The sequence below is a fragment of the Dyadobacter luteus genome, assembly GCF_003383615.1.
Taxonomy (GTDB): domain Bacteria; phylum Bacteroidota; class Bacteroidia; order Cytophagales; family Spirosomataceae; genus Dyadobacter; species Dyadobacter luteus.
Map to the genome: position 1 here is coordinate 444,351 of NZ_QNUL01000002.1, position 22,864 is coordinate 467,214.

Sequence of the window (22,864 nt, forward strand, 5' to 3'; positions counted from 1 at the left end):
AATGAATTGGGAAATTAATCAGCCTGCTCCTGCACATTATGTCGCGATTGATGAAGAGACAAAAGCCTCTGGTTTTACTATGGCTTCCGACGCATTAACCTGCTCGCTTTTACGAACTCTGGCTGTAAGTAAGCCCGGCGGGAAATTTCTGGAATTGGGAACCGGTACCGGACTTTCCACCTCATGGATTCTTGATGGGATGGACGCAAGTTCAACACTTGTGTCTATTGACAATGAAGGTCAGTTTCTTGAAATAGCCAAACGGTTTCTGGGCGAGGATGAACGTTTAACGTTAATTGAAACCGACGGAGCCGATTGGGTCGAAGCTAATAAGAACAGGAAATACGATTACATTTTTGCTGATACATGGCATGGCAAGTATTTGTTGCTGGATGAAGTGCTTGCTATGCTGAACCCGGGAGGTTTGTACATCATTGATGATATGCTCCCTCAGCCCAACTGGCCGGAAGGACATGATCTGAAAGCCAGCCGCTTAATTGATTATCTGGATTCCAGAAATGATTTGTTTCTGACCAAGCAGGTTTGGGCAACAGGAATTATTGTGGCGGTGAAGCGTTGAGTATTTCTTAATCCGATTCAATTATGAATTTTGCCAAAGGAATCTTCATTGCGGTGTTCGCAGCGCTTTTGAGAAACCATGCAAGTGCCTGTTCCTGTGTAAATAATATCAGGGATTTAGAGAGTACCTCTCAGCTGGATCCTTATGAATTTGTCGCATTGGTGAAAATTACGGATGACCAGGTATATAAGGAGTCAACGACAGCGGACTACAGGTCTATTGGTCTGTTGGGGATTAAAATAATAGAACTGTTTAAGGGAGTATCTGTTGATAAAATATTTGAAGGAGATATACAAACATCCTGCGACATGGGTATTGAGAAAGGGCAGGAGTGGATGTTTTTTGGAAAGAAGATTGACGGTAAGCTCACTGTAATTCCGTGCGATAGAAATGCAAAGTATAAAGATTTGAATGGGTTTCGGGAATGGAGGAGCCTCGGCTATACCGACTTGCATGCGCTCCGTAAAATTTACAAGCATCCGGTTAAAGAGTATCGCACTGAAAAAAGAATCGAATACTACACAAACAAACAGACCGAAATTGAGGAGAATTATGTAGATGGCAAACTGGATGGAGTCCGTAAAATCTGGTATCCTGATGGCGTCCTGTTTGGAATACAGCATTATAAGATGGACAGTCTGCATGGAAGATCATCATGGTTTTATCCATCGGGTCAAATTCAGAAAGATGACTTTTATGTAAACGGGAAGTATGCGCAAGTCTCCCGGTTTTATTTCAAATCTTTGGAGCCAGAGTCTGGAAGAAACCCAAAGGTGCAATTTGAAACTGTTTTTGATTCCCTTGGTAATCCCATCATCTCCAGAGTATTTAGCTCCAGCGGAAGTTTACAAAGTGAAAGCTTGATTGATCTGGTGAAAAATACCAGAACAAACATACATTACCATGAAAATGGTATTATATCAGAAATTTCGTACAATAAAAATGATGAGAGCTCCGGGCAATACATCCGGTATGACGAAAACGGAATGCCTTTACGGAATGAGACTATGATGAAAAGGGAAGAGTGATAAAACGTAAGTGAGATTTTTGGGGTCATTGTTATGGGAGGGAAGAGGTGTATTTTTCTATAATTTGATACTCCCGTCAATGATTGAAGGTATTAGAAAAGTGGCTCGTTCGTCGTTTTTGTTAATTCTGTAGTACAAAAAGTAAAATAGATTACTTAATTGTGATACAGCCGAGTACAATTCTTTTTCTTCATCTGTACATCGTGATTCACGAAAAGGTGTACCCCGGAGGTCGAAATAAAGATATACATACCAGGCAACATTTGTGGGTTTGGCAGCAGGATTCACAATCCATAATCCATCTGTACAGTAAATATTGTCGAGAATTTTTGTTTGGACATCAAAGGGCAGATTTCCCCGGTAGGTAGTACTATCTACTTTTTTGCTGGTATTTACGCGAAAAGCAAAAATTCCCCACGAGGGTTTGCAACTGGCAGTCTGTAAAGGAACATCAGTTTCCAGCCTATCGGATAAGTTTTTTTTGTCAATGTCTGGAAATCGGAAGTACTCCGGTTTAAAATTAGCAGTATCAGATCGGAAATGTTTAACAGGCAGAGATTCCAAGCCCGGTAATATTGATAAATTGATTTTACCAGCCACTTTAGCTCTCTCCAAAGCCCAGTTGACTGCCGAATCTTCTGGAGCTACTTTTTCCTGATTGGCCGGAGTGTGTAGAGGCGCTCGTTCTGTTCCTCGTCCAGGGAATTGGTCGGTGTCAGGTATGCGCAGGGGCTTATGTTGTGCCGGGCACTGGGTTATACACGTAAGTAGGATCAGTATCGCACCTATTACACTTTCTGTTAATTTCATACACCTAAGTTCAGATTCCTAAGATGTTGTAAATGTATAATTTAATTTTATATGCGCAATGTTTTGTGCTTTTGTGGTGCCAGTGGGGGTATCACGTGGATGGACAAATTAATTAGTTGGATTTGGAACAGCATGTGTCACGGTCAATACGATAGGATAAAGGAGAGTTGAGTATATTAAGATTCAACCCTTTTTACGGTTGGCAATTCGGAATGTGGAATTGATTTGACCCCTGGGTTTTAACCCGAGGTTATTCATGTTGAATCTCTCCGGGATTTCGGGTTATACTTGATTAGCCGTTTAACCCTTGTCAGGGTTGGCTATTACGGAATGTCAGATTGATTTGCCGCCCGGGTTTCACCCGGAGTTATTCATGTTGAATCCCTATGGGATTTGGGGTTGCGGAGATTGTCCCTGTGCTAAGATGTTGCTGTAATTGAAGTTGTTTCACCATTAAGAACAGAAGGTACACATTTCGTCAAAATCCCGTAGGGATTAAATATGAGAAGCCACGGATGCCAATCCGTGGTTGAAAGAATACATCAGAATATCAGACAACCCTGTAGGGGTTGAATATTGATACCGTTAAAATCTCGCAATTTGTATTAATAACACTACCATACCTTAACCCCAAACAAAAAGGAGTCGACTCTTGCGAGCCAACTCCTTTTGCTTTCGATTCAGTTTAGGTTAAAATCAATATCCGTCATTTTGTTGCATATAACCCGGTAGGTTAGATGCGCCATCAATGGCGTTTTGCGGGATCGGGAAAATACGTTTCTTCACATCACTGTTGGTTTTCTCTGTCCAGGTTCCTTCGTATTTTCCAAAACGAATCATATCCGGGCGACGAACCATCTCCCAATATAATTCAAATCCGCGCTCACGATACAGAATATCCAGCGACATATTTGTCAGCGCCGGAGGAGGCGTAGTTTTAGTACGTGCCGCACGAACTGCGTTCACATCCGCCAAAGCTCCTGCCGCATCATTGCTCTTACGCAATTTCGCTTCAGCACGCATCAGGTAAATGTCTGCCAGACGCAGGATCACGATATCTGCATCACCTCTGTTTCTTCCGGTGTTCGACTTCTTGCTGAATTCATATTTGGATACACGGTAACCACTGTTGTAGTTACTTCCAGCCGTTGTGAAGTCAATGTTTTGTGAGAAACTAACAGGAAGATCAGCTCTGTTACGAGTCAGATACGTAAGTCTTCCGACTTTCAGTTTTCCGTCAGGACATCTCAAAAATGCTCCGTTTACACGAATGGCACCATATTGCTGATCGCGTAGAATACCACGGTTGATTTTGTAGTCGGCGTCGTTAATACAGGTATCAGCCTTGTTGGAGTAGACTGACATATTCTCCTGATAGAATCTCGGATCTGCTTTAGGATCAACCGTTCCGTAGGCATCTGTCCAGGTTTTGTAGAAATCGCTGGTGATACCTGGCCCGTCCGTTCCGTTTGCGGCTGGAAATTCTGCAAGTGGGAATTGGTCACCAGATATGGAAAAATACGCCATACGGTTATGTCCGTTCAGTTCAGCACGCTGATCCACCGCAAAAATGAGCTCATCATTGCTATGGTTGTTGTCGTTGAAAATAGAGAAGTAATCAGCAGATAATTTAGCCTGACCAGACGCAATGATTTTATCAGTATACTGAATTACTTTATCCATATCAGCTGAAGCGAATGTGAAGGATGCTCCATAGATGTTGCGGTAAACAGCAGCATTCAAATACAAACGGGATAGCAATCCCCATACAGCCGCCTGGTTAAGACGTCCCGGTCCTACAACTGATTTAGGCTGAACAAGAGGCTCAATAGCCAACAGTTCGCTTTCGATGTATTTGATCGCTTCTTCTCCTCTTACAATTGTAGAAGTTGTTCCCGGATCTTCCTTAATAAATGCAATACCATACAGATCAAGCATGATCATGTTATAGTAAGCACGCATTCCCCGCGCTTCAGCCAGATATTGAGCGGCACCCGGATACGTAGAACTTTTGAAGCTGGTGATGGCAGTGATACTTCTTGAAAGGGATTGTACCACGTTGTTCCATGTAGCGTTCACGTTCGGATCAGTACTGGTTGTGTTGTGACGATGCAAAGCCAGGTAGATCCCGTTATCGCCCCAGTCGGTTCCGCCGCGGTAAGGAAGAATAGCTTCATCTGTCGAGATTTCCTGCAATGCAAAGTATCTGGTATGCATGAAAATTTCTGGCAGAAGTGCATAGACCGGTGCCAGTAGGCCGTTGGCAGCTTCCTGTTCGGTGAGGTTTGCCGAAAGCGTTTCATCGAGTACCTGCTCGTTTAGGTCTGTACAGGCGTTAGACAGCAGAAGCATGCCTGCAGCAGTAAGTATGGTTGTTATTTTCTTTCTCATCGTTAATTTTTTAGAAGCCAAGGTTTATACCGATAATCACAGTTTTTGCCTTCGGATAGCTCAGGTAATCTACACCGTATGAAGTGATACCATTTATTTGTCTGTCGTTGTTTACTTCAGGATCGTATCCGTTGTATTTTGTCCATACGAATAAGTTCTGTCCTGTTACTGATACACGTGCAGTCTGGATCCATCTGTGGATACCCAGCTTGCTTGTATTCAGGTTATAACCAAGGGCAAGGTTGTTCAGTCTAAGGAACGCTGCATCTTTCAGGAATTGTGTTGATACAGGTGCGGAGTTATTGATAGACTCGCGTGTATCTGCAATTGCTTCCGGTGTTACGTTCAGGCCTTTCGCCAGACGCAGTTTGTAGAAATTAGAGTTGGCTGTATTGTCATAGATTTTATTTCCTGCAACACCATTAAAGTTGGCAGTAAGATCAAATCCTTTGTAAGCAATGTTACCACTGAAATTGTACATTCTGGTAGGAAGTGCAGATCCTGCCACAACCCTGTCTTTATCTGTAACGATTCCGTCTCCGTCCACATCTCTGAAAGTACTGATACCTTTGTCGTCATATCCCGTAAACTCTTTCAGATAAAATGCTCCGATCGAGTGATTGTTCAGATACCCGTTGATGGTAGCTGAGGTAAGTCCCGAACCTTGGGCAGAACCTGATACGATTACAGAATATGGTGAATTCTCAACCCGGTTTTTAATGAAAGTCATGTTACCGCCTATCGAGAACCTAAGTCCGTTGTCCAGCGTTTTTCTGAAGTTTAAATCCAATTCGAGACCCTTGTTGATAATGCGCATATTAGGAACGTTGGTCCAGAAGGTACCCGCAGGTTGAACCGGGTCAGCAGGAATTACTTCCAGCAGTATCTTTTCTGATGTCTTTGAGAAGTAATCAATTTCCCCTGTCAATGCGCCTTTGAAGAAACCAAAATCTAAACCAATATCGGTCTGAGAAGAAACCTCCCATTGAATATCAGGATTAGCAAGACGTGAATACGTAGTTCCTCCCGGAAAAGTGGCTGAGTTATCCAATGGATAGCTGGTTGTTGGCGATACAGTCGACGTGAAACGCGCCTGTGTGATTTTTGAAGGAATTTCCTGGTTACCCGTTCTTCCCCAGCCAGCTCTCAGTTTCAGATCAGAGAAGGGGCCTGATTTAAGGAAATCCTCTTCAGAAAGCCTCCAGCCCAATGAGAACGACGGGAACGATCCGTACTTGTTGTTAGCCCCGAATTTGGACGAGCCATCCACACGTAGTGTCGCTGTAACCAGGTACTTATCTTTAAAACCATAGGTAGCTCTTCCAAAGAAAGATTGCAGCTCATTGATGGTAGCAAATCCACCAGGCTTGTTCAATACCAAACTCAAATCCTGACCAAGTCCAGGATTGTAAATAGGTTCAATATCCGAGATTGGGAATTTGTCGATACTGTAGTTGCTTCCCTGAATAAAAATGCGCTGGTAAGAATGGCCCGCAAGAGCAGAGAAACTATGATTCCTGTTATTGAATGTGTACGTCAGGTAGTTTTCTATCAGACGGTTACTGTTTGTCAGTCTGTAATCTTCCAATCGTCCGATTTCGAAAGGAACTGCGTTAGGCCTCGTCTGTTTGTTCTGTGCAGAAGTAGAGTGGTCAATACCGAAGTTCAGCTTGTAAACAAGTCCTTTGATAATCTTCACAGAAGGAGAGATACTTGCCAGAACGCGGTTGTTGACCAGTTTCTCCTTATACAGATTCATTGTTACCAACGGGTTTGTTCCGTCCTGGTATTGGAAAGGAGATCCATCCTCATTATAAGGAACATAAGTTGGATTTGCCGAAAGGGCAGAACCAATTACGCTCTGGTTATTGGGGCGGTTGTTCTGGGTATTGTTGGCATTCAGGTTCAGATCCAGCGTTACTCTGTCTTCAAACATTTTCTGAGAAATGTTGATACGTCCTGTGTAACGATCCTGCTGACTGTTTTTGATGATACCCTGCTGTTTCTGTGCCCCGAATGAGGCGTAGTAGGTCATTTTGTCGTTACCGCCGCCAAGTGATATATTGTGGTTGTGCGTATAAGCGGTACGGGAAATTTCCTTCTGCCAGTCAGTATCACCACCACCGTTGATTACAGTAGCACCAAGTTTTGCGGCTTCAGCCAGAAACTCAGGTCCTGAGAATACATCCAGCGGACGAGCCATTTTGGATATACCGATGCTTCCTGAATAGTTGACGGTTGCCTGGCCGGACTTTCCTTTTTTAGTTGTGACAAGGATTACCCCATTCGCCCCACGAGATCCATAAATGGCAGTGGCGGATGCATCTTTCAAAACGTCAATAGATTCGATATCCTGAGGATTCAGAAAATTAAGCGGGTTGGCATCTCCACCTGTTCCGCTGTTATCCAAAGCCATTCCGTCGACCACAAAAAGTGGAGTACTTCCTGTGCGTACACCACCCGGTCCACGTACGGTGATACTCGTTTTTCCACCCGGCTCACCCGTAGCTGATGTGATGTTTACACCGGATACTTTTCCCTGAAGCAGCTGTTCAGGAGAGTTGATAATCCCTTGGTTGAATTCAGCGGCTTTTAACGATTTAACTGATCCGGTGATATCTTTTTTAGTACTGACACCATAGCCTACAACCACTACTTCGCCAAGGTTGGAAGCAGATTCCTTTAGATTAATTACTAAGGAGTTCGCGTTGGATTCGGTTACCAGAAAATCAGTTACCGAATGTTTCTCATAGCCAATGTAGCTGAATTGCAGCGTGTATCGGTTGCCTGTTTGCAGACGGGGGAAAGAAAATTTCCCATTTTCGTCAGTAGTGGAACCCTGCTTGCCAGAACCGTCTGTATTGCTGAGTAGGACTGTTACACCTGGAAGGCCCTCGCTGGTACCATTGGCAACTACTGTACCGGAAAGTGTGATTTCCTGAAGCATTACCACACCAGATGGATTTCCCAGAGGCGCTGTTGCCGCGAAAGCTGTTGTGTACAGTCCGCATACCGCGGTGAGCTGACACAAGCTGTTTCGAAGTAATCGCCTTTTGATAGAAAAGGTCGAGGTTTTTTTCATAAATGGATCTGATTAGTAAATAATTAAAGTGAATAATCCGCTTGAAAGATAGTGGCGGGTTTGAAATGTCCGACAATTTACAAATTGTATTATTGAAATAAATAATGTGAAATACCGAACAGTAAATGCAAACGTTTGTAATTTTTTAGAATGTGTAAAAAAATGTAAAATCGGATACATACAACCGATTTTCAGATGACATAATGGTGATAATTGGATGATGTGCTTAAATATTATAACTATTTGAGCTCTGTAAGTGTGTAGATATCCTTATTGATCAGGGCAGCGAAATAACTCGTTCTGTGTTACCTGAATGTTAACTACAGTTTATCGTTTTGTTATGCGGCGGTAAATTCCGGAAGATGGAGGCTTTTTGCGAAATTTAATTTTTTCAGGAAAAAACAAATAATATATATAACGTATTAGTGCAAACGTTTGCAATTAAGGAGCGTTCACGTAACCGGAATGGTAATGGGCACAAACCTGTATAAAAGCAAAAGCTATCCGCCCAATAATGGACAGATAGCTTTTGCTTTTAATGACAAGGTCAGGCTCAGGATTCCTGTCTGAGCACTTCCAGTGGAGGTTGAGATAAAATGCCGCGGCTGTTGAGAAGGCCTATTAAAACAGTGAGCAAAGATACAGCTAGGAACAGTCCTACCACGGGCAGAAGGGCTAGAGAGAATTCTGCTTCAAAGCTATAGGTCGCCAACGCCCAGCTTCCTCCCAGTGATAGCAAAATTCCTGTTAGCGCCGCCAGAGCACCAAGGAAAAAATATTCCAGAGCGGTGATGGCAAAAATCTGTTTGCGACTGGCTCCAAGCGTGCGAAGCAAAACACTCTCCTGCAGACGCTGGTATTTGCTGATCAGCACCGAGGCAATCAGTACGATAATACCTGTCAGGATACTGAAGCCCGCCATAAAGCGGATCACAAAACCTATTTTCCCGAAAATCTCGTCGAGTACACGTAATACCAAAGCAAGATCAATTATCGAAATATTGGGGAATGCCTGTACGATAGCTTGCTGAAAACGAGCAGAAGAGGCCGCGTCGGGCACATGCGTGAGCATAACATGAAACTGCGGAGCTTCTTCCAATACTCCGTTCGGGAAGACAACCAGAAAGTTGGTTTGCACTTCTCCCCAGTTCACATCACGCAGGCTGCCCACTATGGTTTGCATTATAGTTCCTTGTACATTGAAAGTCAAGGTATCGCCAAGTTTGATTCTGCTGCGGGTAGCAAAACCTTGTTCTACGGAAATAGGGACAGGAGTACCATTTTCGGTATAAATTCCCTGCCACTTGCCTTCTGTAATTTTTTCAGCTTTAGTAAGTGAATCCCTGAATGTTACCCGGTACTCTCTCCCAAAAATTCTTGCCGACTGCTTGTCGGTGGTGTCCTTCTGGAAATCTGCGGCAGTTTTTCCGTTCACTTCTTCCAATCTCATATTGACGATCGGCACGCTTTGGTTAACAGGGATTTTGTGTGATTGAGCTATTTTTAATACCTGCTCCTTCTGGCCCGGCTGTATATCAAACAGGACAATATTAGGCTGATTTCCGCTGGTAGAAAGATTAACTCTTGTGAGCAGGATATCCTGTGTGAAAAGCAGTGTGCATATTAATGAAGTACCAAGTCCGATGGATACGATCAGAATGGCAGTCTGGTTATTGGGGCGGAATAAATTGGCCAGTCCCTGCCGCCACAGGTAGCTCCATGAGGTAGGGAAGAACCGTCTGGTCAGATTAATCAGCAGTAACGCCGTCAGATACAATACCGCGAATGCGGCAAGGATACTTCCGGTAAAGATGAGCGCCTGCATCCACGACTGCATCTGTAGCCAGGCAAAGCCGAAAACGAACAGAACGATCAGCCCATACAACAGCCAGGTGATGGGATCTTTCTCCGATTTTACCTCATCTGCATTAGACCGGAGAACATTCAGGGGAGAGACTTTTCTGATCGAAAGCAGCGGAGGAAGCGAAAAAAGAATGGAAATAAGCGTTCCGATCACAACACCCTGTCCTATCGACAGCCAGGAAATGTCGGTGGTCAGTTCAAATGGCAGGAAGTCTTTGATTACAATAGGCAGAAACTGTTGAATAACGGCTCCGAGTACCGCGCCGATTACAGAACCTAAAAATCCGATCCCGACAATCTGTATCATGAAGATAAGCACAGCCTGATACGCTTTCACTCCCAGGCATCGTAATACTGCTATAGATTTGAGCTTTTCACGGATGTAGATATACACTGCGCTGGCTACTCCTATGCAGCCAAGAAGTAACGCTACAAATCCGACCAATGTCAGAAAGCGAGTCAGATCCCGGAACGATCTGCCGGTGTCTTCCTTCTGGCTTTCTACTGTTCTATAATCCAGATCCGCTTTTTCAAAATCATCCTTACGTTTTTCTACCAACGCCTCTACGTCAGTACCCGGCGCATATTTGATATAATACCTGTAGGCCACCCGGCTGCCTTTTTGCATAAGCCCGGTTTGATCAAGGTAATCCATCGGAATATAAACACTTGGAGCAACCGTGCTCGTAATGCCGGTTTGTCCCGGAGCTTTTTGTAAGATTCCGGCAATGGCAAAGCTTACCTCACCGATCCTGATCGAATCACCCACCTGAGCACCATATTGAAGCATCAGCGTCTGATCCACCAAAGCTTCCCGTTTGTTTCTGAAAGTTTTACCAGCTTCGCCAGGAGTAGTTTCAAGCTCTCCGTAGTAGGGGTAGTTGCCTTTCAGGGCTTTAACCTGCGCGAGGCGGTTACCGCCATTTTTAGCAAATACGACCATAGAAGCAAAGCTTCTTTCTTCGGAGCGTTCTGTACCCAGCTGATTGACAAGTTTGGCTGTTTTGTCATCAAGCGGTTTGCCGCTGTAGAGCGCCAGGTCGGCGCCAATCAGTGTGGCAGCCTGGCTGTCAATATTGTCGCGCAGGTTCTCTCCAAGGGAATAAATGGCAACAAGCGCAGCAATTCCCAGAATAATGGAGGAGATAAACAGCAGCAGCCTGGACCGGTTTTTACGGCTATCCCGCCATGCCATTTTCAGCAACCACGGGAAATTTAAATCATATTGTTTCATTAATTCAGTTGCATGAAGTGAGGGTTAGTTGATGTCAGCTCCAGCTGGTGCATCCTGGATAATCCGACCACCTTTTACGCGGATAACCCGCTGTGTTTTCGCAGCCAGATCCAGATCGTGCGTTACGACAACCAGCGTAGTGCCTGCCTCTCTGTTAAGGTCGAAGAGTAATTTCACTACCTTTTCGCTGGTTTCGGCGTCCAGATTACCCGTAGGTTCATCAGCAAACAGAATCTTTGGTCTGTTGGAAAATGCCCTTGCCAGAGAAACGCGTTGCTGTTCTCCACCACTGAGCTGGGTAGGGTAGTGGTGACTTCTGGCAGCAAGGCCTACTTTATCTAGTAAGTCCAGGGCTCTGGGTTTAATATTTTTCTCTCCTCTCAACTCCAGGGGAACCATCACATTTTCCAGCGCAGTAAGCGTTGGCATGAGCTGAAAATTCTGAAATATAAATCCGATATGTTCATTGCGCACAGCTGCAAGCTGGTCTTCGGATAACTGGTTGAGTTCAGTGCCGTGGAGCTCTACGATGCCGTTGCTGGCACGGTCCAGTCCTGCGCAAAGGCCGAGTAAAGTTGTTTTCCCGCTTCCTGACGGGCCAACAATAGAAACAGTCGAGCCTGCTTCAATGGAAAAGTTTACGTCCTGTAAAACGGTGAGGGAATTACTGCCGCTCTGATATATTTTCCCAACATTCTGTAGGCGAAGTATGTTATTCATCAATTAATTACGTGGTTTAGATTAACGTGGTGCTAAGTTTTGGCAACCTGAATTACCGGGTTTTGGTTCTTAAGATAGGTCACTTTCGCCAATTTATGTTTTAAGTGGTTTGAAAAGGTAAATGAGCGGTTGTTGTTGAGGTGTAGTAATTGTTTCCTTACTTTTATAATCCTTAGATAACATGGTTCTTAAATTAACATGCCCGATATGGCTTTTAACCGCATTTTTGTAAAGCACGCACAAAGGGTTGGCTGGCTTTTTGCTTTTATGGTAGTGCTTTCGTCTTGTAATAGCGCGAAGGAATCCGAAGAGAAGACAGAAACAAAAAAGGAAACTACGTCTCCTGCCGCAACAAAGAAGACAATTGTATTTTTCGGGAATAGTCTCACAGCTGGCTATGGACTGGATGATCCTTCTGAATCTTTTTCAGGACTGATACAGAAAAGAATAGATTCTCTTGGGCTGGCTTATAAAGTGGTGAATGCCGGCGTGAGCGGGGAAACAACTGCAGGAGGCAACAGCCGCATCGACTGGCTTTTGAAACAACATCTTGATGTATTTGTGCTTGAATTGGGTGGGAATGATGGTTTGCGGGGAATACCGGTTGCAGAAACAAAGAAGAATCTTCAGGCGATTCTGGATAAGGTAAAGGCAAAATATCCGGACGCTCAGTTGGTATTGGCCGGAATGCAGATCCCGCCTAATATGGGAAAGACATATGCTGGTGAATTCAAAGCGGTATACAAGGAAATTGCTGACAAGAATAACATCAAGCTAATTCCATTTTTGCTGGAAGGTGTGGGTGGCGAGGCGAAACTGAATCAGGCGGATGGGATTCACCCTACTGCTGAAGGGCACAGAATTCTTGCTGAGAATGTGTGGGTAATCATTAAAGATTTGCTTTAATAAACGATCAGGCTGGTTTGATTTTCTGCCATAATTCCAGTTTGGCTTTCAGAATTTCTTCTCTGGTTACGTAATTATCAAAAGTGTCAGAATAGGGTCCGGACGGAAATTTTGGCTTTATAACCCTTGATATATATCCTCTGTCGGAAAACGGATCAAGCCAGCGGTCAGAATTGGGTTCCTGCAAAAATATGAGATAGCCCCAATTAGATTTATTCTCATGGACATACAGCCAAACAGAAATTTTGACCTGACTTCCGTCTTTTCTTTTGTATATTTTTTCGTGCGTCATGGATAAGTATTTTTCAGCAGACATAAAAAACTCCGGAAATTAGACGATTCCCGGAGTTTTAACGCATCAATATTTTTATACGACCCTATCGCCGCGTATTACACGAAGAATAACTGCTACCACGGCAATTACCAATAGAATGTGAATGATGTTACCCATGCCGAAGCTCGCAAAACCGAAATAACCGATCAGCCACAGAATGACTAAAATGACAGCTATTGTATAAAGAAGATTTCCCATTGTAGTGATGTTTTGTTTAGTAGGATGATAATTTATTACGGTCTCTCCAATTAGGATGCCAGCCTGAAATAGAAGCAATTCAGGTTGGTTTTCTACATGTATTTGGATGGAGTTGTACGAGAAGAGCGGGAAGTTGTAGAAAAATTATCTCAGGGTTGACTAAAAGCAAATAGATATGCACTTCCAATAAGTATATCGACTGGCAATTTGTTTTAGATTAGAATCTCTAATGACAAAATACAATTAAACTTTTCAATATGATGAAAAAATACCTGACTGCTGTAATGCTATTGATGGGTTCGTTCGCAGCAGAAGCAGCTATCGTCGATACTGTAGATACATACAGCGCAGCAATGAAGAGAAATATTAAGGCAGTGGTAGTGAGGCCGGATAATTATGAAAAAATAAAGGAAATGCCTGTTGTCTATCTCTTGCACGGGTACAGCGATGGTTACGACGGGTGGTTGAAGAAAGGCGATGGTTTTCAGAAAGCTGCAGATTTATATAACATAATGATCGTATGTCCGGACGGTGGCTACAGCAGCTGGTACTGGGATAGTCCGGTAGATGAAAAGTTTAAGTATGAAACATATGTGTCGAAGGAGCTGGTCAGTTTTATAGACGGTAAATACAAAACAATTAAGGACAGAACCGGGCGCGCCATTACCGGTTTAAGCATGGGCGGTCATGGTGGATTGTATCTGGGTATAAAACATCAGGATGTTTTCGGTGCCGCTGGAAGTATGAGCGGAGGTGTGGATATACGCCCATTCCCAAATAACTGGGATATGGCAAAGCGGCTGGGCAAATATGCAGATCAGAAAGAAGCGTGGGAAAAAAATACGGTGATCAACCTGCTGCATTTATTGACTCCCAATTCTCTGGCGCTTATTATTGATTGCGGGACTGATGATTTTTTCTATCAGGTAAATGAAAATCTGCATCAGCAACTTGTCTACAGAAATATTCCACACGACTACATATCCCGTCCCGGAGGACATACCTGGCCGTACTGGAAAAATGCGGTACAATATCAGATGTTGTTTATGAGCAACTATTTCAATAAAACGAAATAATTGGCATGAATAAAAGACGGGAATTTCTGATAAATATGCTTGTCGGCGGACTTGCTGCCGGTTATGGCAGTGAGGCACTGGCGTCTGTAACAAGTCCTACTGTAATACCTGCCCGTGTGAAAATTCTCTTCCAGGGAGATTCTGTAACAGACGGAAACCGCAGCCGCAATAGTGACTGGAACCACGTGATGGGCCATGGTTATGCCTATACTATAGCAAGCAAGCTCTGGCATGATTTCCCCGACAAAGGTTTCTACTTTTACAATAGAGGAGTGAGTGGCAATCAGGTAGGTGATCTTGCGGCACGTTGGCAGAATGATACCATTGATATTAAACCCGACTGGCTGAGTATTCTGGTTGGGATCAATGATACCGAAGCATATATAAAAGGCAATCGTGAGCTGACGGCAGAAAGCTTTGAAAATACTTACAGAAAGCTGCTGCAGCAAACTCGCGAGCAATTACCTGATACGAAACTGGTGCTTGGTGAGCCATTTATCCTGCCGGTCGGGAGAGTGAAGGATCGTCTGGCATTGTATGAATCTGAGGTAGGTAAAAGACAGAAAATCGTCAAAAAATTGTCTGAGGAATTCGGGGCACTGTTTATTCCCTACCAGTCGGCTTTTACGAAGGCTTTGGATAAGGCTTCGGCAGACTACTGGATTTGGGATGGAATACACCCTATGCCCGCCGGACATGAACTGATGGCCAGATTATGGCTCGAAATCGCAGGGCCGGAATTGGGGATCTGATCAAAAGGGCAGGACTGACGTTAATCAGTCCTGCTGCTAATCAAGATCAATTTTTGCCGCGTACGGTTGCTTTATTTTTGGATCTTCAAATTTATTGCTTCCGGCAAATCATGATCCAGACAAATCAAACGCATACATTTCATATCCCCGTTTTAGGACTGGGGTATTCTGTTGATACGCCCGTCAAAGTATCCCCTTTCGGTATTTCATCTGTTGCCTCTATCGTCGATGACGAGATGATAGAGCGTATGAGAAAACACCATACCCTTCAGGCTGGCGAGGAGTATATTCAAATACCGACCTCCGAAGAAGATTTCAGAAGTAAACGGATTACTGGTTACCTTAATCTGATTGACCGGATTATTGATAAACACTTTCAGGCTCTGAAAAATGAGCCCTTTGCACCCGGATCAGATATAAATCGTTATTTCGATCTGTTGCCTGAAAGCTCACCGCTGAAAGCTGCATATAATGCTATGATTGAAATGGAGGACGGTGCGGAAAAACAGCAATTGCAGCAGCAGCTCAGGTCACAGATATCCAAAGGAGCCATTGATGTAAACATCATGTCGAAGGTCGATAAGCTCAATAAAGATGTTTTCGGTCAGCAATTGGATGATCGTTTCTCGGATGCATCCGCGGCGTTACGTGGCTTTGCCAACAGCACGCTGCAGTCCTCACTTGTCCTATCGGCGGGTATGAATCCGCGCCTGTACAACTATCTTGATCAGTTCGATGTGTTCTTTCCGGATGCAGATGGGAATCTGAGCAAAAGGATAATTTTGAAAGTGAGCGATTTTCGTTCTGCTTTTATCCAGGCAAAGTATCTGGCTAAAAAGGGCATCTGGGTTTCAGAGTTTCGTATAGAGTCTGGTTTGAACTGCGGTGGTCATGCTTTTGCTACGGAGGGATACCTGCTCGGGCCTATTCTGGAGGAATTCAAGGCGAAACGCCAGGAAATGCTTACTGATCTTTTTCAACTTTATCAGACTGCCCTTGAAGCCAGGGAAATTATATTGAACAAAATTCCGGATTTACGCATCACCGTTCAGGGCGGCATAGGTACGGCAGATGAAAATAGTTTTCTGCTGGATCATTATCAGGTAGATGCGACAGGTTGGGGGAGTCCTTTCCTGCTGGTTCCTGAAGTTACCAGTGTGGATGAGCAGACATTAGCCGATCTGGCTTCAGCAAAACAGGAGGATTATTATGTAAGCAACTCGTCACCGTTAGGCGTGCTGTTCAACAATTTCAAACAAAGCAGCGCAGAAAAACAACGATTGGAGAGGATCGCCAAAGGCCGTCCCGGCAGCCCTTGTAAAAAGAAATACCTTGTATCCAATACCGAATTTACACAGGAACCGATCTGTACAGCTTCAAGAGAATACCAAAGGCTGAAAATCAAACAGCTTGAAGCCCTGGAGCCAAGGCCCGCGGATTTTCAGCAACAGTTTGATGCCATTACGGAGAAACTATGTTTGTGTGAAGGGCTGAGTACATCCACTTTGCTTAAAAATAAACTGTTATCCCCAAGAGAAAATCACGCGGTATCTATCTGTCCGGGACCGAACCTTGCCTGGTTTTCGAGGGTATATTCACTGGACGAGATGGTGAAACACATTTATGGAAAGGTGGATCTGCTCAACCATGTGAGTCGCCCGAATATGTTCATCAACGAGCTGAATCTGTATGTGGAGCATTACCGTAAAGATTTGGAGATGCATGCTGCGGCTCTGAATGATAAAAAGAAGAAATACCTTCAGAAGTTTAAAGACCAGCTGCTGGTGGGTATTGAATATTATAAGGAGCTCGTGCCTCAGCTAGGCAATCAGACCAAGGCTTACAGGGATGAAATGTTTGCACAGTTAAGCGCGATTGAAAGGCAGTTGCTGGGTGTGGAGGCATGTTAAATATTATTTGATGTAGACTAATGGCAAATCTGTTGAACAATGGGTATGTCATTAGCCTGTATATTCATCACAGCGTGCCCTTTAAAAACTGTTCAAACAAAAGTTTGACAGCATTTTTTTGCTTGGGCTCCAGGGAATTTGCAATAAACAGGTCAAATTTATAAAACAAGAAATATCCAAAGCGGGAATACTGCTTGACCGGCGATTGTAGTCCAGCTAGTTTTTGGAACACTAACTTTATCGCATACCGACATTGTTCCGTAGTCACTTTCTGTTCCAGAACATCCGTTAGTATGGTTTTAATATCGTCTCTGAACTCATTAAGTATTGATAATCTTTTAAAAACCAGCTCTTTTCTGTTAAGACCACAAATTTTTATTGTTTCTAACGCCTGTGGAGTTCTGCCAACAATTTCCGCTTTTTCGTTATACAAAAAGTGATCTTCAACAATGTCAATTTCCGGATGTAATAAGAAGGTCCCTTCACTATTTAGAATTAAAGAATTAGCTAGTCTGTATTCGTCTGTTGGCAGTCCGTCGATATCTAATTGAGGTTCTGTCAGTCGGGTATTGAGAATTGGAAACCGATTTCTCTTCTTATTGTTACACTTGCTGCAACTAAGTATCAGGTTGCTCCATTCGTAAGCAAGCCAGTAATATCCCAGGTGGCTGGAATCTTCGGTAACCTTTGCTTTTGGTCTATAGTGTTCTACCTGCATGGGAGCTCCGGCAGCAGTGTCTGTTTCGCAGTAGGCACACTTGGATTGATATAGTAGCTCCAGTTCCTGAAGAGTTGTATCCCTGTAAACCTTTGAAGCAAAAGCATGTTTATTCTTAGTGTTGATCGAATCAAGAATGAGATTATTCCTGTCTGAAGCAACCAGTAAGGCTGGAGAAATTTCGAAATCTTTCTTTACGCTAATCATTTCTATACCCTATTTACTTTTAGCTTCAAAAAGTTCATCAGGGAATTGTTGATTGCTCTGCTCAAAGTCTTTTAAATAATTATCAACCTGATCATTTTTAATCATTTCAGAGAAAGTCTCTTCCGTGCGAACTGCGGTAATGTCAGCAGACTGAGATGAAAAAATGTCGTCCATATCGAAAATGCCTGAGGTTAACAGTAGATTGGGAGTCAGTGATTTCAGATCGATTTCAACCCGCTGTATGGTGATTCCTTCTTCTTTTGTTCTATTCACTTTAAGTATCACTGAGTTTTTAGGAGCACCCAATAAAGGTATAGGGCTATGCGTGGATACAATAAATTGAATACCGGGAAATACCTCTCCAAAGAGTTCAGGAATCTGTTTCTGTAACTTTGGGTGCCAGTGCAGATCGAGTTCGTCAATAATTACAATACCCTTTAACTTCGTCGGATCTGTCACCTCTTTCTGACTTTCAGATAATCTTACAATCATGTCTCCAGCCATTCCCAGAATGCTACGGAAACCTGAGGCAATTTTTCCAAATGGTAGCGGTTCGAATTGCTGCTCATCATCCTGAATATCTTTTTCGATATACTCAATCCTGTTGCTGGTGGAATTGAAACGTACATCCGACAGGTTTGGAACCAAACGCAGAAATGCTTTGCGAACCAACTTGAAGCGATTGTCATTTTTGAGAGACCAAATAACCAGTTCACTTTCTATATTGCGAAGTACGCCGTCTGTTCTGAAAAGACTATATAAGGTTCCGTTTTTTTGAGCTGCATCTGTTGTACTCGCGTCTACCTGCATATTCAATCTTACCGGACCATAAGCCGCCAAATGAGCGAGTGGAGATGGGTTTATCTTAAAATCATTGATCAGATTCTGAGTTTCACTTTTGTACTCCACCTTAATACGTGAGTTGGAGTCGGGAGCATAGTCATATGAACCATCTTTTGTCCCATGTAAGCCCAATACAATAGATTGCAGAATTGTACTTTTACCAAAGCCGTTTTCTCCGACCAAAAACACCCAACGCGTGTCTACCGGAAGGTTCTCTATTGTTGCCCGTTTGATGCCCTGAAAGTTTGAAACGGAAAGACTTTTGAGACAGTAATGGAGTATATCGCTCTTTTCTGAAAAGGTATCAGGTTCATTTTGGAGGAATTGCTCGTCTTGTTCAAGCTTGAAGAGGTCTTTCAGATTTACATGAGATAGGTCTTCGTAATCAGTTAACAGTGCCAGCCATTGATTGAACTCAACCATAATTCGGTCTTTGTACATTTCAGTGAACTCCTCCTTAGAGTCGTTGACTGATGTAGTAGGGTCCAGAGGAACAATATTGGCAGAGTAGAGTGGCTTTCCTTGAAAGATTCTATGGGATATAATGCTGAATTCCAGATCTTCCGATTTTCTGTAACTTACCTTGAATCCAAAATTGTCTCTTGGGCTCAAATCCAAATTCAAATGACTTTTTTCAATTGCTTCCTTAAGAAATTGGGAAATTTCTTTAAGCTCTTTTGTCACCTGTAACGGAAGACTCTTAGCATTCATACTTTTCAATTTTAGCTTCAATCCCAAAAATACAAATATCCGTCATTAACACACAGGAAGTTGAAACCCCTTTATTTCAAACGACAGGGCATTATTGGCTCCACACACCAAAAATTTCCCCTCAGAGCTGTTTTTTACTTTCTGTCACTTACATTTGCAAAAATAGAACCTACCTTACATTTAATTTTACTATTCAGCTAAATGAGTAACTATTCCTCTTCCCAACAGGTGGCTACACCTGCCAAATTTACTGATAAGAAGTACCTGATTACCTTAATTTTCGTCACTTCCCTGTTTATGTTCTGGGGAATTGCCATCACGATGGGAGATGTGTTGAACAAACATTTTCAACATACATTAAGCCTCACTAAAACACAGTCTGCATTTGTGCAGTTTGCCATTTTCGGCGCTTATGGTATCATGGGGATACCAGCTGGATTGTTTATGAAGCGTTTCGGCTATAAAAACGGGGTTCTGTTCGGGCTTGCGCTTTTTGCTACAGGTGCATTTCTATTTGTACCGGCTGCTGCTGCGGCTTCTTTCCCGTTCTTTGGCGGGGCGTTGTTTATCCTTGGCTGCGGACTGGCTACACTGGAGACTGTCGCTCACCCTTTCGTGGCGTCTTTGGGGGATCAGCGTACAAGTGATCTGCGCATCAATTTTGCACAGGCCTTTAATGCACTCGGGACGATTATTGGTCCTGCGGTTGGTTCTTATTTTCTACTGAGAAACAACGTGGAGGGAAGTTCTGACCTTACTTCTGTTAAAACATTGTATATCGTCATTGGAAGCATTATCGCTACAATTGCTGTTTTGTTTTCTTTTGTAAAGGTTCCGACGCTTACAGACCCCCACGTTACTACCGATTCTGAATCGGTGAATGTGGATGCTGCTCCGGGAAAATCGCTTTTTGAACACCGACACTTCAAGTGGGCAGTAATTGCTCAATTTTTTAATACCGCCGCACAGGCCGGAACATGGGCGTTCTTTATCAATTACGGTCATGAGAAAATGGGCTTCACCGACGAGGTAGCAGGTAATTACATGATTTTGTTTTTTGTATTGATGCTTACAGGTCGTTTTGTAGGAACATTCCTGATGAAATATATCGCACCGCATTCTCTGCTCGCCATTTTTGCTGCATGTAATATTGTGATGTGTCTGGTAATTGCACAGAGCTGGGGCTGGCCTTCGTTCATCGCACTTTTGATGCTTAATTTCTTCTTCAGTATCATGTTCCCGACTATCTTCAGTTTGGGATTGAAAAATCTTGGTGCGCACACGCAGCAGGCATCTTCATTTATTTCCATGGGTGTTGTAGGTGGAGCATTTTTCCCGTTTGCAATGGGAGCGGTTGCAGAACATAATGTTGCGACAGCCTACTATCTGCCAATTATCTGCTATACTGTGATTTTCCTATTCGGATATAAGTTTTATAAGGTTGAGAAATAGGGAGAAGTTAGAGGAGTTAAGAAGTTAGAAGGAGTTAGCCATCCGGTCTGCACGCTTTTTAGCGGGCCGCGAAGGTGGGGCTGAACGGTTGGGCTGGAAGTTAAAGCAGTTAAGAAGTTAATAGAAGTTAGCCATCCGGTCTGCACAGTTGAATACTACAAATTGTAAAGAGCTAAAAGCTAAATGCTAGCGGCTAAAAACTAAAAATATAAACGAGGGCTAACAGCTAAAGGCTGATAGCTAAAAGCTAAGAAACATGAAACTTTGGGGAATAGATTTAGGAGGCACTAAGATTGAATGTGCTGTTTTGGATTCGGATAAAGAACTGGAAGTAATCGCCCGGAAGCGTCTGCCGACAGAATCCGCAAATGGGTATGAGCATATCCTCTCACAGATTAAAAAACTGATTGATCTGGTAGCTGAGGAAGTGGGAGAGCGTCCTTCCAAACTTGGATTTGCTACTCCGGGAGTGTTGGAACCGGATACGCAATTGATGAAAAATTCCAATACGACCTGCCTGAACGGAAAGGCTATGGGTAAAGATCTGGAAGCTTTGCTTGGCATTCCTTGCCAGCTGGCTAACGACGCCAATTGTTTTGCACTTGCCGAGGCGCTTATGGGTGCGGGTAAAGAATATCCGAATGCAGAAGTCGTGTTTGGTGTGATCATGGGAACAGGTGTCGGAGGCGGTTTGGTTGTAAACAGTAAAATTATCGGTGGGCATCATGGTATCGGAGGTGAATGGGGACATAATATTCTGGAAGAAAACGGAGACGATTGCTACTGCGGAAAGAAGGGCTGTGTAGAGCAGGTGATTGCAGGTCCTGCTTTGGAACGTCACTATGAGAGAATCAGTGGTGAAAAGAAATCAATGAAAACGATTCTTGAAGAATATCAGAGCGGAAATAATGATCATGCCAATGCAACCATCGAACGTCTGCTTGAATATTACGGACGAGCGATTTCGACTTTGGTGAATGTACTTGATCCCGGACTGATTGTAATTGGAGGTGGAGTAGGGAACATCGATATGCTGTATTCGGAAGGTTATGAGAGGATCAAAAAATACATTTTTAACAAAGGAGTAATTACGACTCCGATACTGAAACCAAGACTGGGAGATAGCGCCGGAGTATTCGGAGCGGCCTTGTTGTAATACCAGATAAAAAGAATTCGAATCCCGGATGTGTCAGTTGGCGGGTCCGGGATTTTCTGTTAATAAATCGTTAGTTTCTCAAAAGTGAACAGTGGTGATGGATTTTACGGATTAAAATTGTCTAACTTGTATACGTTGTAATTAATTGAATCTATAAACACAGAAAACGATGAAAAAGCTATTTATGATCGTGCAACTGGCATTGCTATCGGCCGGTGCATTTGCTCAATCGGTGTGGCAGAACGATAAGGCACACTCGCAGTTGAAGTTTGATATCACGCACCTGGGGGTATCAACGGTGAGCGGCGCATTCACTGATTTTGATGCGACGATCTCTGGTTCAAAGGCGGATTTCAGTGACGCTGTATTTGAGCTGAATGCCAAAACAAAGTCTGTCAATACCGGAATAGACAAACGTGACGAACACCTGAGGTCAGCTGATTTTTTCGATGTTGAGAAAAACCCGGAACTGACCTTCAAAAGCACCTCGCTTAAAAATGCAGGCAAGGATAAGTACACGCTTACAGGCAATTTGACCTTGCATGGAGTTACCAAACCGGTAACACTGGAGCTTTGGTACAGAGGAACAATCACGAATCAGATGTCCAAAAAACCGGTAGCAGGTTTCCGTGCAACGGGAAAAATCAAAAGAGCGGATTTTAACATCGGAGGGAAATTTGCGCCTCCAATGCTGAGTGAAGAAGTAGTTATTATTGCTGACGGAGAGTTTGGACCCAAAGAATAGGTATCTAACTTTTTCTAGTTATAGAATTATTACGGAGACGCGAAAGTGTCTCCTTTTTGTTACCTGAATAGGATAAATAGTTTATTTTGATACAATTTGGCTATGTTTTTGGACAATTGGAACAACTATAGCTCATCGATATAAATCT

General features: G+C 43.4%; 18 protein-coding genes. 9 read left to right on the forward strand and 9 right to left on the reverse strand.

The annotated features are described in order from the left end of the window. The first annotated feature begins 1 nt into the window (after position 1). On the forward strand, positions 2-580 hold the full coding sequence (locus DSL64_RS04720) for an O-methyltransferase (protein ID WP_115829490.1): 579 nt from the start codon (positions 2-4) through the stop codon (positions 578-580). 23 nt (positions 581-603) lie between these two features. After that, the gene (locus tag DSL64_RS04725) at positions 604-1,608 is read left to right on the forward strand and encodes a hypothetical protein (RefSeq protein ID WP_115829491.1); all 1,005 of its coding nucleotides are present in this window, start codon (positions 604-606) and stop codon (positions 1,606-1,608) included. A gap of 57 nt (positions 1,609-1,665) precedes the next feature. Here DSL64_RS04725 and DSL64_RS04730 read toward each other — a convergent pair whose 3' ends face one another. The 5 genes from DSL64_RS04730 to DSL64_RS04750 all read right to left on the reverse strand — a co-directional run bounded on the left by DSL64_RS04730 (position 1,666) and on the right by DSL64_RS04750 (position 11,708). After that, a complete protein-coding gene (locus DSL64_RS04730; protein ID WP_115829492.1) occupies positions 1,666-2,418 on the reverse strand; it encodes a hypothetical protein in 753 nt (250 codons plus the stop codon). Between the two features lie 696 nt (positions 2,419-3,114). Next, positions 3,115-4,809: a RagB/SusD family nutrient uptake outer membrane protein gene (locus DSL64_RS04735; protein WP_115829493.1), complete on the reverse strand. Its 1,695-nt coding sequence runs from the start codon at positions 4,807-4,809 to the stop codon at positions 3,115-3,117. 10 nt (positions 4,810-4,819) lie between these two features. Next, on the reverse strand, positions 4,820-7,756 hold the full coding sequence (locus DSL64_RS04740) for a SusC/RagA family TonB-linked outer membrane protein (protein ID WP_374755822.1): 2,937 nt from the start codon (positions 7,754-7,756) through the stop codon (positions 4,820-4,822). A gap of 688 nt (positions 7,757-8,444) precedes the next feature. Further along, on the reverse strand, positions 8,445-10,988 hold the full coding sequence (locus DSL64_RS04745; RefSeq protein WP_229216954.1) for an ABC transporter permease: 2,544 nt from the start codon (positions 10,986-10,988) through the stop codon (positions 8,445-8,447). Positions 10,989-11,012: 24 nt separating this feature from the next. Continuing rightward, a complete protein-coding gene (locus tag DSL64_RS04750; RefSeq protein ID WP_115829495.1) occupies positions 11,013-11,708 on the reverse strand; it encodes an ABC transporter ATP-binding protein in 696 nt (231 codons plus the stop codon). Positions 11,709-11,915: 207 nt separating this feature from the next. Between DSL64_RS04750 and DSL64_RS04755 the strand changes: the two genes are divergently transcribed. Further along, the gene (locus DSL64_RS04755; RefSeq protein ID WP_229216955.1) at positions 11,916-12,614 is read left to right on the forward strand and encodes an arylesterase; all 699 of its coding nucleotides are present in this window, start codon (positions 11,916-11,918) and stop codon (positions 12,612-12,614) included. 7 nt (positions 12,615-12,621) lie between these two features. Here DSL64_RS04755 and DSL64_RS04760 read toward each other — a convergent pair whose 3' ends face one another. Together DSL64_RS04760 and DSL64_RS04765 are read right to left on the reverse strand one after the other, a co-directional pair. Further along, positions 12,622-12,930, reverse strand: a complete 309-nt coding sequence (locus DSL64_RS04760) for a hypothetical protein (protein WP_115829496.1) — start codon at positions 12,928-12,930, stop codon at positions 12,622-12,624. A 51-nt stretch (positions 12,931-12,981) separates the two neighbouring features. Next, entirely contained in the window at positions 12,982-13,146 is a 165-nt protein-coding gene (locus tag DSL64_RS04765) for a lmo0937 family membrane protein (protein WP_115829497.1), read from the reverse strand. Between the two features lie 257 nt (positions 13,147-13,403). On the opposite strand from DSL64_RS04765, the gene DSL64_RS04770 reads away from it, so the two are divergent. The 3 genes from DSL64_RS04770 (at position 13,404) to DSL64_RS04780 (ending at position 16,884) form a co-directional block, all read left to right on the forward strand. Next, complete coding sequence (locus DSL64_RS04770) at positions 13,404-14,222, forward strand: alpha/beta hydrolase (RefSeq protein WP_115829498.1); 819 nt, start codon at positions 13,404-13,406, stop codon at positions 14,220-14,222. A gap of 5 nt (positions 14,223-14,227) precedes the next feature. Then, positions 14,228-14,974, forward strand: coding sequence for an SGNH/GDSL hydrolase family protein (locus DSL64_RS04775; RefSeq protein WP_115829499.1), 747 nt, complete (start codon positions 14,228-14,230; stop codon positions 14,972-14,974). A 110-nt stretch (positions 14,975-15,084) separates the two neighbouring features. Then, positions 15,085-16,884, forward strand: a complete 1,800-nt coding sequence (locus DSL64_RS04780; RefSeq protein WP_115829594.1) for a hypothetical protein — start codon at positions 15,085-15,087, stop codon at positions 16,882-16,884. 67 nt (positions 16,885-16,951) lie between these two features. Here DSL64_RS04780 and DSL64_RS04785 read toward each other — a convergent pair whose 3' ends face one another. Together DSL64_RS04785 and DSL64_RS04790 are read right to left on the reverse strand one after the other, a co-directional pair. Beyond that, positions 16,952-17,809: an HNH endonuclease gene (locus DSL64_RS04785; protein ID WP_115829500.1), complete on the reverse strand. Its 858-nt coding sequence runs from the start codon at positions 17,807-17,809 to the stop codon at positions 16,952-16,954. 9 nt (positions 17,810-17,818) lie between these two features. After that, positions 17,819-19,363 carry an AAA family ATPase gene (locus DSL64_RS04790; protein WP_115829501.1) on the reverse strand — a complete coding sequence of 515 codons (1,545 nt, stop codon included), beginning with the start codon at positions 19,361-19,363 and terminating at the stop codon, positions 17,819-17,821. Between the two features lie 201 nt (positions 19,364-19,564). On the opposite strand from DSL64_RS04790, the gene fucP reads away from it, so the two are divergent. The 3 genes from fucP (at position 19,565) to DSL64_RS04805 (ending at position 22,716) form a co-directional block, all read left to right on the forward strand. Further along, positions 19,565-20,815, forward strand: coding sequence for an L-fucose:H+ symporter permease (gene fucP, locus DSL64_RS04795; protein WP_115829502.1), 1,251 nt, complete (start codon positions 19,565-19,567; stop codon positions 20,813-20,815). 256 nt (positions 20,816-21,071) lie between these two features. After that, complete coding sequence (locus tag DSL64_RS04800) at positions 21,072-21,971, forward strand: ROK family protein (protein WP_115829503.1); 900 nt, start codon at positions 21,072-21,074, stop codon at positions 21,969-21,971. Positions 21,972-22,140: 169 nt separating this feature from the next. Next, complete coding sequence (locus DSL64_RS04805; RefSeq protein ID WP_115829504.1) at positions 22,141-22,716, forward strand: YceI family protein; 576 nt, start codon at positions 22,141-22,143, stop codon at positions 22,714-22,716. Positions 22,717-22,864 lie beyond the last annotated feature (148 nt).